Raw genomic sequence first — 23,913 nt, 5'->3', positions numbered from 1 at the left:
ACGAAGGCTGAACAGAAGACAAGTTTAGTATAAAAATCAGTCAGCCAAGGGTGGCTTTTTTGCGCAATTTCTGTACAATTCGTTTCCCGCTTAAATACGGGCCTTCAATGCACGGGAGTAAATAGTAGTGATATTAGCAATTTGGCCGGTATGGCTTTTCATCGTTTCAGTGATATCGGGTGGGTATTTTTACGTTGAAGCTACGAAAGCTGGAATGAAGCGAAAAAACTGGGCGCTGGGTGGTTTGATTTTGGGTCCGATGCTGTTTCCGTTGTTTAACATTCACCGGTTTATACTGGTTAAGCAAGCGATTGGCAGAGAAAACATTTGGCTGAATGCCTGAGAGAAGCAGAAGAGGCCGATGCCTCTTCTGGCTTGAATTTGTCTTTTATTTATCGACACCGCATACAAAACACTTACCAGGTTTAGGGCGGTATAACTCTGTTGAGCTTTCTGTTTGCTGCTTTTCCAGAGGACGGGCTGTTTCCTGCGTATCAGATGCTACTGGCGTGCTGCTGGATAGTACGAGTGCTACGGCGTATGCTTTCAACATTTTCTTTCTTCCTTAAATAATTTGAACAAACAAACCGCGTTTTTATTATGTTGCGGCTATGGAAGAAATATAGCGATTACTGTGCCAAAATTAAAAATTTTATATTTTTCAATAATCTATGATGGTGTGGTACTTTTTTGTCAAAAAAATGACGGTACCAAAATAGTATAGTCATTTAATCGACAGTTGACTTGGGAAGGCAGAACCTACTCAATAAACCAAGAGTCACTAAATTAACTAGTTGGCACTACACCTTAGGTTGGTTAATGAGCTCGTGTAGTTTTTGGTTTTCGTTGAGCAATTGCTCGAAACGATCAGCGGGCAGCGGCTTGCTGTATAGGTAGCCCTGAAGCATTTCACACTCATATTGACGCAGAATAGACAGCTGATTCTCATGCTCAACACCTTCTGCAACTACCTTGAGTCCCAGATTGTGGGCAATATTAATAATAGATGCAGCCATATGACGGTCAACATTGCTATTTGCAATATCGTCAATAAAGGCCTTATCTATTTTCAGGGTATTTAACGGAAAGCGTTTTAGATAAGCCAGCGATGAATAGCCTGTGCCAAAGTCATCCAATGCCAGATGGATACCCCGCTCACGTAAACGTTCCATCATCAAAAGACCCTGTTCTGGGTGCTCCATCAATGTGCCTTCGGTAAGTTCGCACTCAAGATGAAGTGGGGATAACCCGACATCGTTAAGCACTTTGATAATACGTTCATCCAAATCAGGCAACTCAAATTGTTTGGCGGAAATGTTGACGGCGACCCGGCCAGTGAATATACCCTGATTAACCCATCGTTTAGTATCACTCAGAGCTTTACGTAAAACCTGATCGCCAATCTCGATAATTTGCCCTGTCTGCTCGGCCAGCGGTATAAACTGGCCAGGGCTGACGATGCCCTTATGCGGATGTTCAAAGCGTACCAGGGCCTCCATACTCACCAGACGCCCGGTAAAGATATCAACCTTGGGCTGATAATATACAGTGAACAAATCGTCCTTTATGCCCTGACGAATAAGATTTTCAATTTGCAGCTGCCTGACAGCGTTCTGGTTCATTTCACCGCTGAAGAATTTGTAGCTGTTACCGCCATTATTTTTCGCAAAATACATGGCCGTATCTGCATTTTTCAGCATTTCCTGAGAGGTGGTGCCGTCTTCAGGGTAAAACGCGATACCGATACTGGCACCAAGGACAAACTCTTGCTTATTGATGATAAACGGCCTGGCAAGGCTATCCAAAAGGCCTTGAGCGAAGTGGGTGATAGTGTGAATGTCAGATTTATCTTCAAGCAGGATACTGAACTCATCACCACCCAGACGATAACAGGTTGCTGTTGTGCCAGTCATGCGCTGAATGCGTTTGGCAATTTGTTTAATCAGCACATCACCGGTTTGATGTCCCAATGAATCATTAATTTTCTTAAAATTATCCATGTCCAGGCAAAGCAGGGCATGCGCCTCAGCCCGCCGCACCAAATTCTGATGGCTTGCCTGAAAGAATGACCGGTTGGGCAAGTCAGTGAGCGGGTCTGCATTAGCCAGTTTCAACAGCTCTTTTTCAGTACTTTTTCGTGAAGTAATGTCTGAAAATACGCCAACAAAATGACTGATACGGCCATCTTCGTCATGGACGGCGTCTATATTGAGTTCAATTTCAAACTTTTCGCCGTTAACACGAACTGACTCCACTTCGCCGAACCAGTTACCTTTAGTTTTAAGCGTCTTTTTAATTTCCTCGGTAAATGCTTCGGGGTACTGATGGAAGTACATATATGAGGCCAGCGCCTGGTCGCGGGTTTCCCCCGTATAAGTACAATAAGCATTATTCACCGAAATAAATTTGAAGTTCGTGTTGGTTATAAATACGCCTTCAGAGATATTCTCGATGGAGCGCTTGAAAAGATTCAGTTGCTCTTCCGCTTCTTTGAGATGGTGAATGTTTTTCAGCGTTCCTGTCATTCGGACGGGCTGGTTGTTGTGGTCTCGGGTAACCACCTTGCCCCGGTCCAGAATCCATATCCACTGATTGCTAAACGTCTTCGCCCGGTAAGCCAGCTCGTAAAAGTCCGTTTTATCCTCAAGGTGACTTTTTAATGCTTCCTGAACCCGCATCAGGTCATTAGGATGAATATTGGCATCATAAGCAGTAGAGGTGCGGATGTTATCCTGCGGAAAATCCAGTGTCCCCCAGGTATTTGACCGATAGACCTGACCGCGATAGACATCCCAGTCCCAAAGTTCATCACCACTGCTCCACAGAGTAAGCTTCAACCGTTCTTCTGATTCGCGGATGGCTTGCTGATTTTGCTTTCGGACCTGGTACTGTCTTAATAAAAATGCACTTACCACAACAGCGTAAAAAACGAGCGCTACTGTATGCAACCAAGGAGGGCGGGCTATCTGAATTTTCTTAACAGCAGAATCAGACCACGCCTTACCTTTTTCTCTAGCTTGTACCTCAAATTGATATGTGCCGAAAGAGACATTGTTGAACTGTGCAGTACGGCTATTTTCTGCACCTATCCAGTTTTCATCAAAGCCAAGTAAACGATATCGGTAATCAACCAATGTAGGGTTTGTAGGGTTAACCAGCTCGAAATTTATAGTGAAACGAGATTCATCATAGGCAAGATCAACGACATTTTGACCGTTAAGACTTGCATAATCACCGTCAGGCAAATTATCACCAAAGGCCCGTACGAAAGTGACCTGAGGTGCTTTTGTTATGGTAGGAGCTTCAGATTTTTCACTAAGCTCCTCGGGTTTAATTATGTTAAACCCTTTTGTTCCACCAAAAATAAGTTCACCAGAGCTAGTCTGCAGTACAGAGTTCTCATTGAAATCATTGTAATTGAGCTCTTCCAAATATAGCGTGTTTTTCTTGTCTAATGTTAGTAAATCTAATTGATAAATAGTGTTATTTGTGGTGATCCAAACAGTGCTATCCACACCCTGAGCCGAAAGAACTGTACCCTCAGCCTGGCCCATCTGTGATTGTCGCTTGAGTTCAAAGCTTTTTTGGTTCAATTGAAAAATAGTATTATTAGTATTTAAGAGCCAAAATGAATTTCTCCACTCGTATACAAAGAAAACTCTGCCGCTGGTATTAGGTAAAGTAATCTGCTTAATTATTTTTTTCTTCTTCGGTTCGTAAATAATTATATTGTCGGTAGAGTTCAGCCATACTCTTCCTTTAGAGTCAATGTGTAGAAGCGAGCTTTGAGTAGTAGAAATGTCGACATAATATGTTTCCATTAAATCGGTCACATCAATATTGTCATTTCCATCTTTTAGCAACTTACTTTGGACGGCCATTAGTTGGACGTTTTTATTAGCAGTTGAAAACCAAACTTGACCGTCTTGATATAGAATCGTGTCAACTAATTGGTTCGGTAAGAAAGTTACAATTTCGGTCAAGTTGTCGTTGGCAAGCTTGTATACTGTAACTCCGTTGGAATTTGCAATCCAAAACAGTCCATTATCATCAATAACCAGGTCCCAAAAGGTTTTGCCTGTATTTTCCAGAAAATAACTTATGTCACCAGTTTCTTTATTAAACCTACCTAACCCTTCGCTTTGCGTTACAAACCAAACCTTACCCTGCGCATCTTCATCCAACGCCCAGATGGCATTGCCTTCTGTTTTTTCCTGAAATGCTTTCTCGTTAGAAAATAAGCGGCTATTATCTAGCTGTGGATTGTACGTAAACAGGCCGTGATAAGAACCCATCCATATTTTTCCTGTGGAGTCCTGCAGGCCGCTGAAAATATAACGTTGTGTTAGTCCGGTTAGTTCCGCATTCTGCGGTCCTATAGATACAAATTGTTCTTGAACGGGTGAGTAAATTGATAAGTTATTGTCGGTTCCCAGCCAAATATCTTCATCAACTTCCAGAATGTTAAAGATATTGTCCGAGCCCATAAGCGGATGAGTTGAAACAGTAAGTTGCTTTTTAGTTTTTCCCGAACCGGCAACTTGATATACACCATGATTAGTTGCTATCCAGTAGTCACCTTGGATAACAGCAATGTCTCTTATCCTTTGAGCACTTATATTAAAAGAATATGGATTAGCGTCAGTGGCTGAAAACAATTCTTTTTGTGTTTTGTCATATATAAATAGACCGTTGCTATACGTACCGATTAACAACTTAGAAGCTTCATCGTGAATTGTGACAACGCGCGAGTCAAATTGCAATTTGGAATCATAGGGTTTAATGATTCCGCTGTCATTATCATAGCGATAAATACGTGCACCGGCTGCAACCAATAAATCACCACCGCTGCTAGAACCAATAAATGAAATGTTATTCGATTTTAATGACGAGTTTGATTCATTGAAGACTTTGAAATCATCGCTCTCTGGCTGATACCGTGCTAACCCATCAAGCGTACCAACCCATAATGCACCTTCAGCAGAAACAAAGAGTGATCTTACAACGCCTGAAGGTAAGGATGCGGCATTTGAACTATTAGGCAAATACTGCTTAAACTCATAGCCTGAATAACGGTTTAAGCCGCCCAGGGTCGCGATCCAGATATAGCCATCCGGTCCTTCAGCAATATCCAGGATTGTCGTGTCAGAAAGACCATCCCGAAGCGTTAGTTCTTCGAAATAAATGTCTGTGACGGAGATGGCGTGTGCGAATGACGCGAAAAAAGGTCCGCAGCACACCAACAAAAATATTGTACATAAGCGAGCGATGGTTGAGCGCACCAATACACCTTTGAGTGGCTTTAAAAGCCTTATCATTATTAGTTTAATTGTTTTATCGGCAGTATTCGTTCAAACCGAATGACCAATATGCCCAAATCACTCTTTCTCTACAACTTTTTTTTGCCAGACAGGCGAGGGTAGGTGGAATTTTACACAAAAGAAAAGCCTTTGGCACAACTTACCAAAGGCTTACACTTTTATTGGTGCATCATTGACTTGAAGGTAGCGATGTCATCTTCTCTGACCCCGGTTGACGGGGGGGCTGTGTTAAAGTGGCCATTAGCAAATAGAACCAACTCACCATACAGTTGTCGGTTGGCCACGCGCTCGGCGTAGCTTCTGACAGTATCGAATGTCATATTTTTGACACAGGCCGCCAGTCTTGCATTACGGTTGAATTGATAATCGGCGGTGCCAAGGCTTATCCACAGGCGCTGTGACTTCATAGAAAGCGATAAATCGTGCTCATGAAGTTGCTTGAGCAGATTTTGCTGAATGGTATGCCAGTACGCACTGTAAAAATCAATTTCGTTTAACTGATTAAACAGAAACTGCGTGATTTCTTTTAAAATGTCTGCAGCGGGATACCGGGGACTTTGAACATACAAAGCCATTCCCGGATGCTGGTTATGAGGCACATACCCTGTACCTACAACATACCCTAGTTGTTTCTGTGTTCTGAGCACATTGAAAAACGGTCCGGACAGCATTTGTTCCAAAATCATGCAAAAAACGGTGTCCTCAATGGATGCGCTGGGGGCTTGTAAATAAAGAACGACCGCGGCGTCATCATGCTCACTGGGAACATGGTGCAATAGTGTTTTTCCGGCAGGCAGCCGGGACACCGAACGCGCAAGTGGCGCACCGGATGCGCCAGGTGTCAATTTTTTGACGTCTTTGCAAAATGATTTGGCTTCATCACCAGACCAGTTTCCGTGCATAAACGTCTCAAGATAATAGTGGCCCAACGCAGACTGTGCAGTATCCATCATGTGGTCATAACTACACTCACTAACCGCCGCCAGCAAATCTACCGGTGCCTGGGTATTTCGCTGAATCAATACACTAAGCCTGGAAAACAGACGGTTTGTGGGTTTGTTCATCAACGAGTTTTGCAGGTTCTGAATTTGCATCGATTTGCGAAGGGCAAACTGCTCGCGGTCAGGGACTGTCGTGTTGATAGCCGAAATGAGTTGTTTTGCCAATAAAACCTGCTGATTTGTAAAGCCTCTGGTGTGCAGGCTGAAGCCAGCCTGGTGGCCGTATAAGCGATAATGAAGACCGGCTATCTCCGCGCGATAATAACGGGACTGCAATGCGTCATTCAGGCACGCGAGCCATATCCGCTTTGCAGCAGTAGCATTCACATCTGCACAGAATGCTTCAGTATCAAAAGATAGATAAATATCACCTTTCGGGCTATGAAACTGATGGTCCTGACCAAACCAGCTTCGATACCCATGTTCCTGATGGAGTAACGCAGGTTTCACAAATGATGAGTCGGGTAAGCACAACGCATACTCTTTGCCTAAATACGGGTTTGGCGGAGGCAACGCCATTTGTGCAGATGCACTTTCCTCATTAAGGGACTGAATGAAAGCAGGCTCGAGTGACTTTATCGCGTATTTCGCATCATAGTAACGACACTGTTTATCCGTATCGATGCCCGGGGCGATCAACTTAACCCTGATGCGTCTGGCATCAAAATATCGTAGCGCCTCATCCAGACACTCTTTATCGTATGTCTCTATTGGCGTTCGAAAAAGTGGGATTTCGTCAAACGTATACAAAAACAGGTGTTGAGAATACTCACAGGCAACAGGCATCAGTTTGGGCGCGTCTTCATACTGATAGGCGAGTGCAAAAAGTTGCATCTTTTCTTCGTAACGCCACTGCTCACTGATTCCGCTTTTTATCAACGCCAGAAAACTGAATAACGCTTTGAGAATATCCTCACGCTTATCCAGTCCTTCCTGAGTTAGCTGAAAACTGACATTAAAATCTTTAAAGTCGTCCCCTTCAATCCCGCTGCCGGCAATGAGGTTGGTTACCCAGTTTTGCTGCTTGAGATAATTCAGTAAGGAGCCTTCGCCCTCATCACCCAGCAGGTGGCTGATGTAATCCAAAGGTTTGACCTGATAGTTGTTATGCAAACCCGGCAGGGGAAAAGTCACAATCATACGACGTGCCGCCTGAAGCGGCTCGATATTTATCTGAGTGCCCATTTGTTCGGGTAAATACAATTCAGGCCAGTCTGCCGGTGCCGGGCTCCCGCGAGAAACAATGCCGAACTGCTCTTCCAGCATATCTGTCAGCATATTTTCAGGCTGCGATGAAAAGATACACATCGCCATGTTGCTGGCACAGTAAAACCGCTGATGGTGAGAAATCAGGACATTCTGCAGTTGCTCAATACTTTCGCGACGAAAAATCTGCGCATTACCCACTGAAAACTTGCTGAAAGGGTGTTCCGGATTACAGGTTTCTTTATGAATCTGATAAAGACGACGTAAATCATCCTTACGTTTAAACTGAAACTCCGCCTCGATGGCTTCAACTTCTTTGCTTAGCGCGTCAGGTTCAAGCAGCGGGTGCGCTATCATGTCACAAAACGCGGGTAGCATTGCTGAAAGGGCATTTTCATGGCAGTGAAAATGATAATTAGCGTATTCGGTACCGGTCCAGGCGTTGATGGACCCACCACACAGTTCAGCCAGGTCATTAATTTCGTTTGCTTTGGGCAGGTGCTGGCTGCCAAGAAAAAGCGCATGCTCAAGCAAATGAGCCAGCCCCTGATATTTTTTGGGATCGTAGAAGTGACCTGCCTTTACAGACAGCGATACATACGCCGCTTCGCCTTCGGGAGGGCGACATAGCATGACGCGCATCCCATTTTTAAGCGTAATAAATTTTGATTGTGCTAAATTTAATGTTGTCAAAATGCTCTCTGGTCAAAGGATTAGTGACACGTTTAAACCCGTATTTCAGCCTAGTGAACAGCACAATCAGTTAAGGCAAAAATGTGTACGAACAACATCAGGTTTCTTTTTAAACGCTAGGCGTGTAAACGCAGTTCTGATATTGTTACGCAGCAGTAATCCATAGTATTAATAATTGTTATGCCACGTCAAAGCAGCGACTCTACCTTGCTATTTATCATGCGCCATGGCGAAGCCGAGCCCGCTCGTCGGGATGACCGTCAGCGGCAGCTGACTGACAATGGCCGGTTACAGTCATTGGCTACGTCTAAATGGCTGGAAAAGTACAGTCAAAGTCAAACAATTGATATGGCACTTGTTTCCCCCTATCGTCGCACGAAACAAACCTTTGAAGTGATGCAACAGCATCACCGGTTTCTGAATAACCAGATTTGCAATGATATCGTACCAGACGGGGATATCCATCTGACACATGATTACATTGATGCGCTGCTTCAACAATCCCGAACCAGACTTAAACCTCTGCGATCATTACTTGTGGTCAGTCATATGCCCTTTGTCAGCTATTTGCTAGATGAAATTTGTCAGATACAACGCATGCCATTGTTTGCTACTGCGTCCGTGGCCGTTATAAATTATTCCGGCATTGGTCATCGTGGCGAGTTGTTGGAGCATTATCAGGGGCGCTAAGTTCCCTTCACCACACAAACACGGGCCGAAGTGCTCACTTTTTGTCATTTTTTTGACGATTGATCTTAAGAACTCCCGATCCTGACCGATATAAGATCTAGTGAGTGACTGCAGCAAACAATGCGCTGTGGTTTACCGGTAGGTATTTGTAGAGGACGACATCACCATGACCACCAAATCGATCCCTGAGCTTCTCAGGCGTTCACTCGAAAGCCACCTGGCCGAGTCGGATCTGCGTGAAGATGAAGAGATGCGTGAGTTACTGGGCAAGCTTAATAACTTGTCATCGAAAGTCGCCGCTGCAAAAGCGCAGGTGTTAGCCAAGCGTACCCAAGTTAAAAAGTAACGCCTTGCTTAGCTAGTTATCTGTTTCCGGTTCAGCCTGCCGGGTGTAAAATTCAGGCATGATTCTTACCGTTTTAATCATGTTTTCGTTGATATCCACAATCTCAATCGGATAGCCAGCCAGCCGGACACTCACTTTATTTTCCGGAATTTCTTCAAGATACTCTAAAATCAGTCCATTAAGTGTTTTGGGGCCTTCTGTGGGTAGCGCCCAGTCCATTTCCTTATTCAAATCACGGATGTTCGCACTGCCATCAATCAATACGCTGCCGTCCTGTTGTACATTCACTTCTTTACTATGATCCGGCACCATGCTGGTCGTGAAGTCACCGATAATTTCTTCAAGAATATCTTCCAGTGTGACCAGTCCCATGATGTCGCCATATTCATCGACCACCAGGGCTATGCGCTCTTTTTCGGCCTGGAACTTATACATCAGAGTATGTAGTGGGGTAGATTCAGGCGTGAAGTAAATTTCTCTGACAGCCCGAAGCAAACTTGACTTGGTAAATTGATCTTTGGAAAGCAGACGCAACGCATCGCGAACATGAACAAAACCAACAGCATCATCAATGCTATCGCGATACAACAATACACGGGTATGCTGTGAGCTGGTCAGCTGCTTCTGAATTTTTTTCCAGTCGTCATTAATGTCGATGGCGAAAATTTCGGCGCGCGGCACCATGATGTCTTCTGCTGTCACACTTTCCAGGTCAAGAATACTAACCAGCATATCCTGGTGTTTCTTGGGAATCATAGCGCCAGCTTCATACACCACTGTGCGTAACTCTTCCCGGCTTAGCGAATCATCGCTGCCATTGGTTGGATTAATTCTCAGCAAATAGAGAATACCGTTTGTAATACTGTTAATCAGTGCAACAAACGGATACATCACAGTAAGCAAAGGCAGCAAAATCAAAGAACTGGGAAAGGCTATTTTTTCAGGATACAGCGCTGCCAGTGTCTTGGGCGTGACCTCAGCAAAAATCAGCAATATCAACGTCAGACCAAAGGTGGTGGCGAAAAAGCCCCAGTAATCACCGAAAAGCCGTACACAAATGATTGTTGCAATGGACGACGCCGCAATGTTGACCAGATTATTGCCTATGAGAATGAGGCCTATCAGTCGGTCAGGACGCTCAAGTAAACGCTGGACACGGTTAGCGGCACTATTTCCTTCTTTTTGCAGATGCTTCAGCCGATACCGGTTTATCGACATCATGCCTGTTTCTGAACTGGAGAAGTACGCTGAAAATAAAATTAGCACCGCAAGAATAATAAACAGAGTGCTGGTAGATATGTCGTCCAACTATTGGGTTCCTGTACCTAAAGTGATGTTCAATGTAGTAATTTGACGGGCAGGTTGCAAGGCTAAACCAGATTTAGTGATAGAAAGTAAGCCAGAGGTTACCCTTACAACAAAAACTCGCGGACAAAGCGGCTGCCAAAATACGCAACGCTCAGTAGCAACACACCAATCACATTTAAAATGATTGCCTGGCGGGCCCGCCAGCCTTTTAATTTCTGACCTGCTAATACGATAACATAAAGCACCAGTGCAAACATGGAAAGTACAGTTTTATGCGCGTATTGCTTACTGAACATATCTTCAAGAAATACGAATCCACTAATAAGTGAAATAACAAGCAGTACCGTGCCAATCTGAACCAGCTTGAACATGACGCCTTCTACCATCATCAGTGGTGGCAGCGAGGAATGGAGCAGGCTTGACCCTTTCTGCTTCAAACGATAGGTGATGTATGACATCTGAAGAGCGTATAAAAATGCAATAACCAGAGCGCCATAGGCGAACAATGACAAGGTGATGTGAATCACCAGTCCGGGTTGCAGCTCAATGTGCATGATGTGCTCGACGGGAATGAGCAACGAGGCTGCCACCGTCAGCGCTGAAAAACAAAACACCACAGGTAATAATATCTGATTTGGTAATACTCTGGTCGAGGCCAGCATTGTGCTGCTGATTAACCAGGACACCAGAGACAACACATTGGTAATACTCATATTCTGGCCGGGCGCGATCATTATCGCCTGCACCAGAAAAACAATGTGCGCCAGCGCGGCCAGTACTGCCACCGTTTGTGGCAGCGCAATATTTTCGGAATGCTGATGCTGAACGAAACGCCTGACAAGCAGTGCCGCACTGAAAAAGTAAAAAATGATGGCCGCAATGGCAAAAGGCGTGGTCATTAAAATTCCCGTAAAAGACAGTCCTGAAAGGCTATAATCCGATGCAGAGCAAGCCACAGCGATGTATTTGCCCGCCGCTATTGATACTGTAAGTGACCGATAAATTCAACCATTGCTATTGTTTTTCACCTAATCAGAGCCATCTAAACACAAAAGTGTAACAACAATGGTACGTTGTGCGGCCAATTTTCGTTATACTGTCTCCTGTTAATTATCATCAATAAAAGACTGCTTTGTATGTTTGAGAATTTATCCGACCGCCTTGGCCAGTCGCTGCGCAATATCAGCGGGCGGGGGCGGCTTACCGAAGACAATATCAAAGAGACACTTCGCGAAGTGCGCATGGCGCTGCTTGAAGCAGACGTTGCACTGCCTGTGGTCAAGGAGTTCGTCGCGCAGGTAAAAGCGCGGGCTGTGGGTGCCGAAGTCTCAAAAAGCCTCAAGCCTGGCCAGGTATTTATCAAAATTGTCCAGTCTGAGCTTGAAGCGGTTATGGGTGAAGCGAATGAAAAGCTGAACCTGGCAACCAAACCGCCAGCTGTTGTGTTGATGGCGGGTCTGCAGGGGGCGGGTAAAACCACCAGCGTGGGTAAGCTTGCCAAATACCTGACTGAGCGCGAAAAGAAAAAGGTCATGGTGGTGAGTGCGGATATCTACCGGCCCGCTGCGATCAAACAGCTTGAAACTCTGGCAAATGAAGTCAATGTTGGTTTCCATCCTTCTACCGTTTTACAAACGCCTGTCGATATTGTTGAAGGCGCGATAGACAGTGCGCGTAAGCAATTTTATGACGTGCTGTTAGTCGATACCGCCGGCCGTTTGCATGTCGATAGCGACATGATGGATGAAATCAAGGCGCTTCATGCCGCCGTAGAGCCGGTTGAGACGCTGTTTGTTGTTGATGCGATGACCGGTCAGGATGCGGCGAACACGGCAAAGGCATTCAATGATGCACTGCCATTAACCGGTGTGATTCTGACCAAAGCCGATGGTGACGCCCGTGGTGGTGCGGCGCTGTCTGTGCGTCAGATTACTGGTAAGCCAATCAAATTCATGGGTATGGGCGAGAAAGTCGATGCCCTTGAACCCTTCCACCCTGAACGTGTTGCATCACGCATCCTGGGGATGGGCGATGTACTGAGTCTTATCGAAGAAGTTGAGCGTAAGGTTGATAAAAACAAGGCTCAGCAACTGGCGAAAAAAGTTCAGAAAGGCAAAGGCTTTGATCTTCAGGACTTCAAAGAGCAGCTTGAGCAAATGAAGAACATGGGCGGCATGATGGGGCTGATGGACAAGTTGCCCGGCATGGGCAATATGTCGGCGAAAATCAAAGACAGTGCCAACGACAAGCAGTTTAATCAGATGGAAGCCATCATCAACTCGATGACGCCGGGTGAACGAGCTCGTCCTGACATCATAAAAGGCTCGCGCAAGCGTCGCATCGCGGCTGGCTCGGGCACGCAGATCCAGGATGTGAACCGGCTGCTGAAGCAATTCACGCAAATGCAGAAGATGATGAAAAAAATGTCCGGTGGCGGTATGAAAAAAATGATGCGCCAGATGAAAGGCATGATGCCACCCGGTGGTGGTGGCATGGGCGGCGGCGGTGGTATGTTCCCGCCGCGCTAAGCGCAGTTACATATGATAAGAAGGCCGCCCCTGAAAGGGCGGCCTTTTCTTTTGCCCTTGCGTAGCTGTATGCAGTATGAGCGGGCATACACATACAGGCTGGGAAAATTCTGCAATTCATAATACACTTTCGTGCGCTGTAAAAGTGGGCAAGGCAACCTCTTAACGATAACTATCGGCATTCTTTATTTGCCGTTTCACAAAAGTGCTGCGCCGTCGTCACCACGCAACAACAGGAATTCTATGGCTGGTTTAAAACGCATAATTTTAATTGATACTCATCTTCCCGGTGTTGTCGAGCTGAAGCTTGACGGGCACACCAATATCTGCGGAACCAATGCGTCGGGAAAAACAACATTACAACGATTGATTCCTGTCTTTTATGGTGAGTATCCCAGCCGCGTTGTACCAGCAACGCGCGACAGCTTTGAAAAATGGTACTTGCCTCGCACCTCCAGTTTCATTATTTACGAATATACCCGCCCGGAAGGGGATTTGTGTCAGGTGGTGCTAAGCTCCTCTGGCAGTGGCGTGAACTACCGGTTCATCGGTAAGCCGTTTGATATAACTGACTATTTGTATGAGCAAAAAAACAATAAGCATAGCAGTGTATCAAGTGTCGAATTAGCGCGTGCGATGAAGCGAAATAACGTATTGGTGACCAGCCAGCTGAACACCAAAGATTTCCGGGCGATTTTACAAAATGATCAGGGCGTACTGAATCAAAGCAGTAATGCCCGAGAGTTACTTGGCTATGCGCGTATCTTTAGTCTGTGCTCACAGCAATCGCATATTCGTCACATGGAAAAACTTGCCAAGGCAGTGCATTCGAAAGAAGGCAAAATGGAAACCATCAAGGCGATGATTGCCGCCATTTTGGAAGAAGATGGGGTTCAGCCGCCAACCTCCAGCCTCAGTCGTAATCGTGTGGACGACTGGCTGAAAGAGTGCCAGCTCATCAAGCAGTTTGACCGTATCCGCCCCGAGTTTACCAAGCTAGAGCAGGCTAATCTGGCCCTGACCACCGCAGAACAAACACTGGGCATGCTGAAAGGGCAATTTGAACAGGATAAGAGCCAGTTGTCGGCACGGGCGGAGCAGGCAAAAACATCCCTTGAAGATAATCATCATCAGCGAAAACAAAGCGATGCCCAGTGGTATGAACGCCGCGACCTACTCAATCAGACGGTCTCCGGTGCTCGTGCCGATGTCGAGAAATTCTCCGCCGAACTTGAAGCGGTGGAGCGTGAATATGAACAGTGGCAAGAGTTGGATATTGAGCAATTGCGAGAAGATGTCGCCAGTCTTGCGCAGTGGCAAAATGAACTGGAAACTGTGTCAGCCCGCTACAGCCTGTTAACTGAAAAACACCAGGATATTGAATCAGCTTACGCACGACGTCTGGCGGAGGCGGGTGAGAAGTTAAATGCGACACTGGAGCAACTTTCTGCTTCACGTCAGGAAGCGGCCGAAAAACACAGCGAGCAGCAGCAACAGGAAAGCGATGCGTTGCATGAAATTAAAGCGTCCTTTGCTCAGCGTCAGCAGTCGCTTAAAGAAGCCTTTCAGGCACAACTCAGCGAGCTTAAAGTTGCTGAGGCGAAGCTAAAAGGTAGCGTAAACAATGTTGGCTTCAATGAGTTCGAGCAGTCTCAGTTAGATCTGATGGATGCAACGATTAAAGAAGCCACCATTAATGAGGATGCGGCGCGCACTGAGTACCGTCAGGCGCAGTCGCAGCATCACAAGTTACAGCAATCGCGCCAGGAAGCATCTCAGGCGCTGGATAAGGCTCGCCAGTTATATCAAAAAGAAGAAAAAGCCGTTGCCGCGGTGAATCAGCTGCTCTATCCGGGGGAAGGTTCATTACTGGAATTTTTACGCAAAAATGTAGAAAGCTGGGAGCAAACCCTGGGCAAAGTTCTTCGCCCTGAACTGCTGGGTCGGACCGACTTAACCCCGCGCACAACGGAAAATAGTGCAGGGCTTTACGGTATCGATTTATCCACTGATATGCTGGATACCCCTGAATACGCCCAAAGCGAGCAGGCGCTGAAACAGCAGCTTAGTGATGCACAGCAGCGCCAGAAAGATGCATTGGTGCAACAAAACACATGTGAGCAGACACTGGCCAAAGCCAATGAAGATGTGCGAAATGCTGAGTTGGCGCTGACCCAAAAAGATAACCTTGTACGCAGCGCCGAGTCTGCCCGCAAGCGTGCTCAGCAAGATAAAGATGGTTTGTTAAGCGAGTACCAGCAGGCGTTATCACAAAGAAAGCAAAAAGCCCGTGGCAAACTTGATGCAAATACTCAGTCGCAGAAAAAAATCGTCGCGCAGTTTGAATCGGATAACGATGAGCTGAACGACCAGTTACGCGAAGCCCAGACAGAACATCGTTTCCACTGGCAGCAATTAATTGGCGATACCAAAGCACAAATTGCGCAGTGTGACGCTGATATTAAGAAAGCCAGAGAGCTGGCGGCCAGCGACCGCAAAGATATGGAAGCCTGGCTGGAAAGTGAGCTGAACAACCGCGGCGTGGATGTTGACGAAATTGGTCAGCTGAAAAAGCGTATCAAATCACTCAAAGACAGCATCACAAAAACCGAATCGCAGCGACATAAAGTGAGTGATTACGAGCGCTGGTATCAAACGGTGTTTACCGGTCACAAGGTTAAATGGCAAAGCGGCTTGAGCGAGGCGCGCAAAACCCTGTCCGATGCTGAGCGTAGCCTTGCGCAGGAGAACAGTACGTACCGCGAAACCCGGGAATCATTGCTTGAAGCACAGCAGAAGCTTGAGGTTACGCTAAAAACAGCTACAGAGCAGCTTGACCAGGTTACTTCACTGGGTAAGGCTTTGGCGCGCATATCACTGGCAAGCGGTGAACACCCCGATGAACAACGCTTTGATGATGTCAGCATAGGTCAGCGACTGTCGCAGGCCCAGGCGTTGTTACAGGAGCGCGAGGAGCTGCTGAGCGATGTTCGTAATTACGTCGAACGCTTTGATCAGCTTATCGCTGCGCAGGCTGGCACAGGTTTGTCCGATACCTGGGAGCGGGCTCGTCAGGAATGTGCAGTGATCAACGCACATGGTGTGAAGGGGATTGACCATCGCAGAATGGTGACGCATCTGTCACAGCTACTGAATGTGATTGTTCCGCAGAAACTGCAGGGGCTAAAAGAGCAGGGGCGGATATTCGGTGCCGACCTCACACAGTATTACTATGTTTTGGCAGACATTGATAAACGCATTGTCAGTCAGAGCCGCCGCATCACCAAAGAAGTCGACAGCGAACTGTTTTTAGATGGCGTGTCGGATTCTGCGGTAAAAATCCGCTCACGCATCAGTGAACTTGAATTCTGGCCGGAGCTGGAGCAGTTCAGAGGGCTTTATGATGAGTGGATGGCCTCTGGGGCTGCTGAATTACCCGACGAGGAGTACGGGCAAAGCATGCGCCGGGTGCTGGATATTTTGGGGCGCGCAGCCCTGACCGGCGGGATCAGCAAGCTACTGGATATTGAGCTGCATCTTCGCGAAGGCAACAGTGACCTGATTATTCGTACCGACCGTCAGCTAAACGAGTCATCCAGTCACGGCATGGCTTATCTGATTTTATGTAAATTCTTACTGGCATTTACCCGCCTGTTGCGCAGTGACGACAGCACGACAGTTCACTGGCCCATTGACGAACTGGGCACGCTGCATCAAAGCAATGTGAAAAAAATATTTGATGCCTGTCATAAAAACAATATCAGCGTTGTGGGTGCATTCCCCAACCCGGAGTCCGATGTACTCACCCTGTTTGAAAATCGCTATTTGATCGACAAGGTCAGTCGAAAACTGCAGGTGGTGCAACCTAAAGCCAGTGCCATAGCCGAGCGTATTCAGGCTCGCCGAACTCAGGAGGAAGCGTCAGCATGATGTCTGAAGCAGGTCGTATTCTCAGCCAGTTACTGGAAGGAAAATTCATTTGTCAGGTGACAGACGAAGAAGCATGGCGTTTTCTCAAGCGACGTGAGAACGCTGATACGCTTGAGCCTCACCTGAATATGCTCAACCGAACCCTGGCCAGTTCTGCAGAAGGTGAGGTGTTTTTTGCCGCCTACCTGACGCTGGGAGAAGCTGAACGTAAAACACTACTGAATCAGTTTCAGGAAACCACATCCTCACTAGTGCCACTGGTTGAATGGTTGATACTGGTGCAGCAAGCCGGCGAAGCAGATGTGCCGGTGACAATGGGCAGTGCTATCCGACTGAATGAACTGCAATCTGTGATTGAGGATACGCCGGCGTATGCAGAGCAACTTGAGAAGATATCCCGTTACCGGTTGTTCAATTCGACCAGCGTCAATCTGGATGGGCAGTTAAAGCAGGTATTTAAGCGTTTAACGGACCTGGGGTATTTGGTTAAGCCCAATACAGATAAACAGATCTATCTGGCTACAGGACGTATTGAGCATTTGTATGATGTCATTAAGTTTATTGATGAAACCGAATCGCTGTCGTTGTCTGAACAGGCCGAAGCTGCTATCAGCCAGGGCAGCCTGATATGAGTCAGGCGCTAATCCAGGCCGGCAGTAAGCTGCTCAACGCACTTGGCCGGCACAGCGATTTAATCATGCAGGCCTACGTGTCCGGCCATGTGAATGAGCAGGAGTACAGTAAAAAAGTACTCGAGCAGTTGGTTCAGCTTCAGGTGTTGTGGCGGCCCGAGCCGCAAAGCCCCTTGCGATTGAAAGCGGCGGTGCGAACCCTGTTGGAAGGTAGCCTTCAGGATGAAAGAAACCGCACCATCAATGCCAATATCGGCGCCTCGCTGGCCAGCCTGAAAACGTTGACCGAACACTATAAAGAAGCGCTGCACTACAACCGCTTCAATGAAGCGCATGCGCATATGTCGGATCTGACCGAGCATGTTTATCAGTTAACTGAATCTCTGGCCAACAGTGTCAGAGTCATGTTCAGCCGCATTAACAATGAGTTTGGCTATGTTTCGTCGGTAGAGGCCAAAATTCGCGAAAACGAACTTGCACAGAGTCAGGTGTCAGAACTGCTCACACAGCTTGAGTGTTTTCGTTTTGATGAGCTCAGTGAACTGGCAGGCAGTAATCGCGAACTGCGTCAGCTGTTGGTGGTCGCCCTGCAACAAAACTTTTCCAAAGCGGCGCAGGAGCTATCGGTGGCACAGGCCCGGCTGCTGGAGCTATTGGGACGGTTCAGGGAGTTTCAGGGGCGCACACGCCTGTTGAAAGGGTTTTTGTTGCATATGGAGCAGCAGCCTGACTTTACGCCGGGCAACTATGCCAATCTGAGCGATGTGCCTGTTCTGTTTAATCAGGCTGGCGGGATGCTGAATGAGGCGAGTGCCGATGTTAATAACGTCGAACACGAGCAGGACTTGCAGCAACTGGTCGGCGCGCTTACTGATATACATCGCCGTCAGCCGGATGCTGAAAAACACCAGCCGGCAAGTGAGATTGATGTTAGCGAACAGGATACGATCTCGCTGGAAAAGGCACCGGTTCAGCTTGCTGTAGAAGCGTATTTCTGTCAGGTGATTGATTCCGGTCAGCCGTGCTCAGCACTGACGTACTACGAGGCACAGCAACTGGATTTTGACCCAGAGGTTTGGCTATATCAGGTTATCGGCGGCTATCAGGCCCTTAACGACCAGGACAAGCAGTACTTTGCGCTGGATCCCACCGGAGAAGCACACGCGATATTCAACGGAAACTTCTACATTAATGATATAACACTCGGGCTGCGTTAAGGCAGCGTTACAGGCCGACCTTGTCTGAGGTCGGCCCTTAGTTTGGCTTTCCGCAATTCTCTTCTATACTGTTAGCAACTGCATCGAGGCAGCACTTAGCCGGATTTCGGCCGATAGTCGCTCAGGTTCTGAACACTTACACAGACTTCATTTAACGGGCTGAACTATCTTCAGAAAATACGCGTAATGCGTGTGTCACTTTATTCCGGGCAGCCGGAACACGGTGGAAATGTACCCTAATTAATCACAATAAAGTGGAAGCAGGACGCTTCGATAATTATTCACAGGAAAATCTGTGAAGGAGTTTGTATGCAGTTATCCAGTCAGCAATCTTTTAACCAGGCCCTTGTTCGTCTCGCCGTTCTACTCTATCAGATTGATAATAAAGTTACGCTTACAGAGCAGGATTACCTTGAACAGTTAGTTAATTCGCTTGAGTGGGAAAGCCCGATTTGCCCCGAGGCGTTCTTAAACGATGTTATCTATCAAACTCGCAAGGCTCTGGATACCGGTGCCGCGATGGACTACTTACGCGACTTTAAAGATGACTTGTCCTTTGATGCGCACAGAGCGATGGAAGTGGCGATGACGATCACCGGGGTAGACGGCAATCGCAGTGAAGAAGAAACCGAAATCCTGTCGCTGCTTACGCACAAAATGCTGGCCAAAGCGTTGGTGAACGGTTCCCGGACAGATCAGCAGCCCGCCGCTATGCCCTGAACGATCCGCATATGGGTAAAAAAAAGCCGCAATTTTCATTGCGGCTTTTTTGTTCGTAGTCCAGCATATTTACTTTACAGTGACTGCTGGCTGGCGTGATCCAGCTCATTTTCCAGTCGCTGACTTTCATCTGCCCGCGGCTTGGTAAATCTGGCAAGGCCGAGGTAAAGCACCGGTGTCAGATAAAGCGTGAAAACCACCGCGATACCTAATCCGCCAAAGACTACCCAGCCAATCGCGTTTCTTGCCTCAGCCCCTGCGCCGGTCGACAAGATAAGCGGCAAGCCACCCAGTATGGTTGATACGAGCGTCATCATGATGGGACGAAGTCGCACCTTACCAGCTTCAACAATGGCATCATAAATGTCGTAGCCCCGATCACGAAGCTGATCAGCAAACTCGATAAGCAGAATAGCGTTTTTCGCCAACAGACCAATCAGCATGACAAGACCAATTTGTGAGTATACGTTGATGGTCGTGTTAGTCAGGAACAACGCATAAATGGCTGCCGCTATCCCAAAGGGAACCGTCAGCATTACGACAACGGCGCTGTTTACACTTTCAAATTGTGCAGCCAATACCAGCAGGACAATGATGAACGCCAACACGTAGGTGATGGCCACCTGTTGTGATGTTTCCTCGTAGGTCTGCGCTTCACCTAAAAAGATAAGACCAATGCCATCAGGCAGGGTATTTTGTAATCCTCTGAGTTTCTCGACCGCTTCGTTTATCGCGACTTCTTCAGGTAAATCCATTTCAATCTGAATTGCACGACGCTGTGCCTGGCGCTCAAGTTCAGCGGCAACACCTTCTTCACTGATATAAGCGAGACTTGAAAGTGGTATCAGATTTCCAGACTCGGATTTAACGTAAAGGTTGGTTAGATCAGCCGGATCACTGGTGTTCCGGTTTCTGGATTGCAGCATGATAGGAATGGCCTGGTCGCCGACATTAAGATCAGCAATGTCATCACCGTTTACCGCAGCACGCAGTGTTGTGGCAATATCGTTTAACGGTACACCAAGTTCATCTGCACGGCGACGGTCAATATTGATGCGCATCTGGGGCTGCGTAGGTTCATAACTGATGCGGGGCGTGCCCAGCTCAGGAACGTTCTGCTCAATCTTAGCTGCATAATCCTGCGCAGCCTGGAAGATCCGCTCATAACTATCGCCCGTCAAAGCAATCTCAAGACCACCGCCCTGACCACGTAAGTTCAGACTGTTGCCACCAAATGCGTTGCCTGGAGCGCCAGGAATTGACTGAAGTGAAGGACGGATTTCCTCTATTACATCCTGTAACGACTCGTCTCTGTCTTCCCAATGCTTAAGAGGGGCGGTGATAAATACAATGTTGGGATCCCATGAGCCAACCACTGTATAAATGGAATCTACTGTCCCTTTTTCTACATACGGTAACAGCACTTCTTCCATGCGCTCCGCCTGGCGGTCCATGAAGTTAATGCCGGCGCCGTCCGGGCCGCGGGCAAAGATACGAATGGTGCCACGGTCTTCACTGGGCAGTAACTCGCTTTTGATATTTTGTGACAGGAACCAGGCACCGGTTGCCGCCACCAGACTTAACAGAACAATAACCCATCCATATCGGAGCGACCAGGTCAACGAGCGCTGATAGCCCGATAAACACCAGTAGCCGAACCGGCCGAAGGTTTTATCAAAGAATCCGCCTTTTTTATGATTTTTTAATGGTAGCCGCGCTGTCAGGGCAGGGACCAGCGACAAGGCGACAAATGAAGATATAATGACCGCGCCTGCTAACACCCCGCCGAATTCACGAAAAAGTCTGCCCGCGGTAGAGGGCAGAAATGCGATAGGAATGAACACCGATGCCAGTACAGCTGTGGTGGCGACAACGGCAAAAAAGACTTCCCGGGAGCCAACGACCGCAGCAGCACGCGCGCCCAGTCCCAGGCCGCGACGACGCTGGATATTCTCTGATACCACAATAGCGTCATCAACAATCATCCCGGTGGCTAAAACCAGTGCCAGCAAGGTCAGAATATTAACGGAAAAGCCCAGCACCCAGATAATGCCCAGCGCCCCGGCCAGTGATACAGGAATAGACAACGCAGGCACAATCGTCGCGCGCCATGAGCCAATGAAGACTAACAGCGTAAAGACAACCAGCAAAACTGTCAGGCTTAATGACTGAACCACTTCACTGACTGAGTCCCGGATGAATTCGGCATCGTCAGAGGTGACAACAATTTCCATGTCAGTAAAACGCTCATTAAGCTGACTGACCATGGCACGGACTTCATCGGATATTTCAATAGTGTTGGAACTTGCCTGGCGCACCACACCCAGTCCAATAACTGGCTTGCCATCCAGTCTTACCATGCTGGTGGTATCGGCAGGGCCAAAATAGACACTGGCAACATCACCAATACGCACATCGTTATTTAACACGATAGATGAAACATCTTCGGCGGTGACTGAGGTGGCATCAGCGCGCACAATCAGTGACTGGTCCTCGGACTGGATACTGCCGGCAGGCACATCAAAAGGGGCCAGACGCAGCGCATCCGCCACATCGGTCATCGACAACCCGTAACTGGTTAAACGTAACGGATCGACAGAAACGCGAAGTACCCGCTCACGATTTCCGCTTAGCTGAACATCAGCCACGCCGGGGATACTTAAAAACAGAGGCGCCAGGTCGGTGTCTACCCGCTCAGTGAGGGTCTCCATATCCAGTGTGCGTGAAGACACAGCAATACTGACTACAGCTTCAGCGTCACTGTCAGCTCGGATAATCGCCACCTGTTCAACATCTTCAGGGAGTTGACGCTGAACTCTGCTAACAGACTCGCGAGTCTCATTGGCCGCATCTTCCAAATCAATACCGGGGCGGAATTCTACCCGTATCCGGGCGCTGTTTTCTTCGCTTTGTGCGTAAATATTTTGTACGCCACTTACCCGTGCTACTGCACCCTCAAGGCGACTGGTTACTTCTGCATCGACTGTTTCCGGCGATCCACCGGGCAGCTGCGCGGTGACAGTAATGGTCGGTGTATCCACATCAGGCAGTTCACGAACCTCAAGGCCATTGAGTGCCGCAAAACCTGCAATAGCAACCAGCAGATTCAGGACAACGATTAAGACAGGGCGGCGGATGGCCGTGGAGGGAAGATCATTATTCTGGGAGGTCAGGTGACTCATTACTCTGCGCTCCGCGCCAGTTCTGTCGTCACATCCTGTCCGTTCCGCAAGCGTTGAACGCCCTCTGAAATGAGTAAATCGCCTTCTTCAAGGTTGCCGGAGACCAGAATTGTTCCGCGCAATCGCTGATGCACCTCCACATCCACACGTTTGGCTTTACCATTTTCCGAGATCCAGACATACGCACCGTTAGCCCCCCATAAAAGTGCTGCTTCGGGAATGGCGGCGAACCGGTTACCATCAACTGACAGGTTCACCCGAAAACTCATGCCGGGACGAAATCTGTCATTGCTGTTATCCAGCAATGCACGGGCGCGCATAGTACGGTCGTCTTCACTGATGCGCGAATCCACTTCCGCAATCTCTGCACTGATGTCTTTATTACGATTTGTCCATGGCTCAAGTGTGACTTTGGGATTGCTCATCAATACTGACAGGGCTGCTTCCGGCGCTCTGAAGTTTACGTACAGTTTGCTTCTGTCATCAATGGTCGTAATGGCTGTCTGTTCATTGATACGATCACCCACCTCAACATCGGTCAGGCCTACCACACCGCTAAACGGCGCCTCAATAATGCGGTCATCCAAATCTGCCTGCGCTTCTGCTAAGGCAACCTCTGCCAAATCACGGTCGGTTTGTGCAATATCTAACTCGCTTTGCGATATAGCACCGCGCTCGTGGCTTTCCTGCAGACGTTTAAACGTGCGCAAAGCGTCTTCCAGTTGTAAACGAGCGCGACGTACAGCAACCTGTTGGCGGCGGTCGTCCAGTTTGACCAGTACCTTGCCCTTTTCAACATACTGACCGGGCACAAAATTCACTTCGGTAACTTCATCAGAAACAGCTGCGTACAACGTAACGGAACGAATTGCCTCGGCAGTACCCACAGCCTCCACATTTTTGGTTTCGTTTTTAAATGCCACCTCTTCAAGCACAACCAGTTTGGCCTGATTGTCGCCGAAGTACTGGCTGTATGCTGGCAGACTTAATGCGCACAATGACATGCACAGGCCTGCTAACAAACCGTTATTTATCACAATTCTAAACATTATATTTCCATCGGCATGTTGATTTCGAACTCACTGGCTGTTGACTGTGTTATCAACGTTGAGTGGTTAAAAATAGTTCGAATGTTGCTT

The 23,913-nt window shown here is 47.6% G+C and carries 15 protein-coding genes; 8 read left to right on the top strand and 7 right to left on the bottom strand.

From position 1 onward, the window contains the following. The first annotated feature begins 127 nt into the window (after positions 1-127). A complete protein-coding gene (locus tag HHX48_RS05410; RefSeq protein ID WP_191022966.1) occupies positions 128-343 on the top strand; it encodes a hypothetical protein in 216 nt (71 codons plus the stop codon). A 45-nt stretch (positions 344-388) separates the two neighbouring features. On the opposite strand, the gene HHX48_RS05405 is transcribed toward HHX48_RS05410, so the two are convergent. The 3 genes from HHX48_RS05405 to HHX48_RS05395 all read right to left on the bottom strand — a co-directional run bounded on the left by HHX48_RS05405 (position 389) and on the right by HHX48_RS05395 (position 8,221). After that, a complete protein-coding gene (locus tag HHX48_RS05405) occupies positions 389-553 on the bottom strand; it encodes a hypothetical protein (RefSeq protein ID WP_191022964.1) in 165 nt (54 codons plus the stop codon). A gap of 247 nt (positions 554-800) precedes the next feature. Beyond that, positions 801-5,282: an EAL domain-containing protein gene (locus HHX48_RS05400; protein WP_191022962.1), complete on the bottom strand. Its 4,482-nt coding sequence runs from the start codon at positions 5,280-5,282 to the stop codon at positions 801-803. Between the two features lie 197 nt (positions 5,283-5,479). Further along, positions 5,480-8,221 (bottom strand): insulinase family protein, encoded by a 2,742-nt coding sequence (locus HHX48_RS05395; RefSeq protein ID WP_223858070.1) that lies wholly within the window; start codon positions 8,219-8,221, stop codon positions 5,480-5,482. Between the two features lie 180 nt (positions 8,222-8,401). On the opposite strand from HHX48_RS05395, the gene sixA reads away from it, so the two are divergent. Beyond that, positions 8,402-8,911, top strand: a complete 510-nt coding sequence (gene sixA / locus HHX48_RS05390) for a phosphohistidine phosphatase SixA (protein WP_191022960.1) — start codon at positions 8,402-8,404, stop codon at positions 8,909-8,911. 166 nt (positions 8,912-9,077) lie between these two features. Further along, entirely contained in the window at positions 9,078-9,257 is a 180-nt protein-coding gene (locus tag HHX48_RS05385; protein ID WP_191022958.1) for a hypothetical protein, read from the top strand. Positions 9,258-9,269: 12 nt separating this feature from the next. Here HHX48_RS05385 and HHX48_RS05380 read toward each other — a convergent pair whose 3' ends face one another. Beyond that, the gene (locus HHX48_RS05380; protein ID WP_191022956.1) at positions 9,270-10,565 is read right to left on the bottom strand and encodes an HlyC/CorC family transporter; all 1,296 of its coding nucleotides are present in this window, start codon (positions 10,563-10,565) and stop codon (positions 9,270-9,272) included. A gap of 104 nt (positions 10,566-10,669) precedes the next feature. Then, positions 10,670-11,464: a cytochrome C assembly family protein gene (locus HHX48_RS05375; RefSeq protein ID WP_191022953.1), complete on the bottom strand. Its 795-nt coding sequence runs from the start codon at positions 11,462-11,464 to the stop codon at positions 10,670-10,672. A gap of 237 nt (positions 11,465-11,701) precedes the next feature. On the opposite strand from HHX48_RS05375, the gene ffh reads away from it, so the two are divergent. The 5 genes from ffh to HHX48_RS05350 all read left to right on the top strand — a co-directional run bounded on the left by ffh (position 11,702) and on the right by HHX48_RS05350 (position 19,592). Next, entirely contained in the window at positions 11,702-13,093 is a 1,392-nt protein-coding gene (ffh, locus tag HHX48_RS05370) for a signal recognition particle protein (RefSeq protein ID WP_191022951.1), read from the top strand. Positions 13,094-13,336: 243 nt separating this feature from the next. Beyond that, on the top strand, positions 13,337-17,023 hold the full coding sequence (locus HHX48_RS05365; RefSeq protein WP_191022949.1) for an ATP-binding protein: 3,687 nt from the start codon (positions 13,337-13,339) through the stop codon (positions 17,021-17,023). Continuing rightward, positions 17,020-17,655: a condensin complex protein MksE gene (locus HHX48_RS05360; protein WP_191022947.1), complete on the top strand. Its 636-nt coding sequence runs from the start codon at positions 17,020-17,022 to the stop codon at positions 17,653-17,655. Before HHX48_RS05365 ends, HHX48_RS05360 begins: the two co-directional genes overlap by 4 nt. Continuing rightward, positions 17,652-18,872, top strand: a complete 1,221-nt coding sequence (locus tag HHX48_RS05355; protein ID WP_191022945.1) for a phosphoenolpyruvate carboxylase — start codon at positions 17,652-17,654, stop codon at positions 18,870-18,872. The genes HHX48_RS05360 and HHX48_RS05355 overlap by 4 nt, the downstream gene beginning before the upstream one ends. A gap of 309 nt (positions 18,873-19,181) precedes the next feature. Then, complete coding sequence (locus HHX48_RS05350) at positions 19,182-19,592, top strand: TerB family tellurite resistance protein (RefSeq protein WP_191022943.1); 411 nt, start codon at positions 19,182-19,184, stop codon at positions 19,590-19,592. Positions 19,593-19,666: 74 nt separating this feature from the next. Here the strand turns inward: HHX48_RS05350 and HHX48_RS05345 are convergent, their stop codons facing one another. Continuing rightward, a complete protein-coding gene (locus HHX48_RS05345) occupies positions 19,667-22,774 on the bottom strand; it encodes an efflux RND transporter permease subunit (RefSeq protein ID WP_191022941.1) in 3,108 nt (1,035 codons plus the stop codon). Further along, entirely contained in the window at positions 22,774-23,778 is a 1,005-nt protein-coding gene (locus HHX48_RS05340) for an efflux RND transporter periplasmic adaptor subunit (RefSeq protein ID WP_223858140.1), read from the bottom strand. The genes HHX48_RS05345 and HHX48_RS05340 overlap by 1 nt, the downstream gene beginning before the upstream one ends. Positions 23,779-23,913 lie beyond the last annotated feature (135 nt).

Origin of the sequence: Salinimonas profundi, from assembly GCF_014750655.1 — a bacterium.
Classification (GTDB): Bacteria; Pseudomonadota; Gammaproteobacteria; order Enterobacterales; family Alteromonadaceae; genus Alteromonas; species Alteromonas profundi_A.
Note: the sequence above shows the minus strand (reverse complement) of the source record. Positions and strands in the feature narration are given on the sequence as shown.

Excerpts from the sequence above, each read along its gene's own strand:
- HHX48_RS05340 (WP_223858140.1), bottom strand. The coding sequence starts at position 23,778 with ATGTCATTGTGCGCATTAAGTCTGCCAGCATACAGCCAGTACTTCGGC.
- HHX48_RS05385 (WP_191022958.1), top strand. The coding sequence starts at position 9,078 with ATGACCACCAAATCGATCCCTGAGCTTCTCAGGCGTTCACTCGAAAGC.
- HHX48_RS05360 (WP_191022947.1), top strand. The coding sequence starts at position 17,020 with ATGATGTCTGAAGCAGGTCGTATTCTCAGCCAGTTACTGGAAGGAAAA.
- sixA (WP_191022960.1), top strand. The coding sequence starts at position 8,402 with ATGCCACGTCAAAGCAGCGACTCTACCTTGCTATTTATCATGCGCCAT.
- HHX48_RS05375 (WP_191022953.1), bottom strand. The coding sequence starts at position 11,464 with ATGACCACGCCTTTTGCCATTGCGGCCATCATTTTTTACTTTTTCAGT.
- HHX48_RS05405 (WP_191022964.1), bottom strand. The coding sequence starts at position 553 with ATGTTGAAAGCATACGCCGTAGCACTCGTACTATCCAGCAGCACGCCA.
- ffh (WP_191022951.1), top strand. The coding sequence starts at position 11,702 with ATGTTTGAGAATTTATCCGACCGCCTTGGCCAGTCGCTGCGCAATATC.
- HHX48_RS05345 (WP_191022941.1), bottom strand. The coding sequence starts at position 22,774 with ATGAGTCACCTGACCTCCCAGAATAATGATCTTCCCTCCACGGCCATC.
- HHX48_RS05365 (WP_191022949.1), top strand. The coding sequence starts at position 13,337 with ATGGCTGGTTTAAAACGCATAATTTTAATTGATACTCATCTTCCCGGT.
- HHX48_RS05355 (WP_191022945.1), top strand. The coding sequence starts at position 17,652 with ATGAGTCAGGCGCTAATCCAGGCCGGCAGTAAGCTGCTCAACGCACTT.
- HHX48_RS05350 (WP_191022943.1), top strand. The coding sequence starts at position 19,182 with ATGCAGTTATCCAGTCAGCAATCTTTTAACCAGGCCCTTGTTCGTCTC.